The organism is Neisseria sp. HMSC068C12, from assembly GCF_001814095.1.
In the GTDB taxonomy this organism is placed as follows: domain Bacteria; phylum Pseudomonadota; class Gammaproteobacteria; order Burkholderiales; family Neisseriaceae; genus Neisseria; species Neisseria perflava.
In genome coordinates this window covers 1-458 of the sequence record NZ_KV814794.1, presented here as the reverse complement: position 1 = coordinate 458, position 458 = coordinate 1, and the positions used below count along the sequence as shown (strand labels likewise).

The window sequence follows — 458 nt, the reverse complement described above, 5'->3', positions numbered from 1 at the left end:
ATGGCCGTCAATAAAATCGCCCGTAAAAGCAGCAAATTCCGCGTTGTCTTTACCGTCCCCGATTTCTGCTGGCCGCCTCCTCCCGCTCCGCCTTCCGTTCCACCCATCCCCTTCCCACTCTTTGCTGATCTCGGCGGTGCCAAAACCGTCGCCAAAGACGTACGCCTCAACCGCAAGCCTGCTTTTGTCTTTAATGCCAGTAAGACGCACAAAACTTATGGCGATGAAATCGCCCTTCCGGGCCGTAAAGGGGTAAAAAGCCGCACCGCCACCAAACCGGCCTGGCCGATGCGTCATTCTTCCTCGGTTAAAATCCGCAAACGCTATATCGTGCGTACCGGCGATATGTTCCATATGAACGGCAAGTTCAGCAAAAGACTCCCCCCTAAAACCTGTTTGTCCTGTAAGGGGGCGGTAGGTGCCGGCCGTCCGGTCAATCCGATACACGGTTTGAAGTT

At 54.8% G+C, this 458-nt stretch carries 1 protein-coding gene; it reads left to right on the top strand.

Annotated features, from left to right (window positions below; all coding sequences use genetic code 11):
- Nucleotides 1-458, top strand: a 458-nt coding sequence (locus tag HMPREF2952_RS01950; protein WP_070695217.1) for a PAAR-like domain-containing protein, incomplete at both ends; no start/stop codon positions are given.